This window comes from Caballeronia sp. LZ032 (assembly GCF_031451315.1).
GTDB lineage: Bacteria > Pseudomonadota > Gammaproteobacteria > Burkholderiales > Burkholderiaceae > Caballeronia.
Genome location: NZ_JARUXP010000053.1, coordinates 1 through 515 on the forward strand (window position 1 = coordinate 1; position 515 = coordinate 515).

A 515-nucleotide genomic window follows, 5' to 3' on the forward strand; every position below is an offset into this window, starting at 1 on the left:
CGTTGCGCGCCGGATGGCGGCGGCGAAGTCGAACTGTCGCCCGAAGCGAGCGGCAAGCCCACTTCGATGGTGTGTGAGCCGGCTGTGGTGTGCGTGGTGTTCGCTTCCACCGACGTGTCGTAATTGCGCTCGGCGTGCAGCTTGATCTGCTCGGAGCCTTGCTTGTCCTCGAAGCGGAACATGTTGGCGTTGCTGCTGTTGCCGCCGGGCGTGCGCGTGAGGAAGCCGCTCTGCGTGGCCGAGTCGGGCAGGTTGAACGGCGGCATCTGCGAGGCGTTGTAGACGCGTCCTGTGATGAGCGGGCGATCGATGTTGCCGTTCATGAAATCCACCACCACTTCCTGACCGATGCGCGGGATGTAGATCCCACCGTAATTCGAACCGGCCCAGGCATCCGAGACGCGTACCCAGCACGAACTGTTCTCGTCGCTCTTGCCGTAGCGGTCCCAGCGGAATTGCAGCTTCACGCGGCCGTGCTGGTCGGTCCAGATGGTCTCGCCTGCCGGGCCAACGAC

At 64.1% G+C, this 515-nt stretch carries 1 protein-coding gene; it reads right to left on the bottom strand.

Annotated features, from left to right (window positions below):
• Positions 1-515: type VI secretion system tip protein TssI/VgrG (tssI, locus tag QCE69_RS39370; RefSeq protein WP_309936163.1), on the bottom strand; the 515-nt coding region annotated here is incomplete at both ends.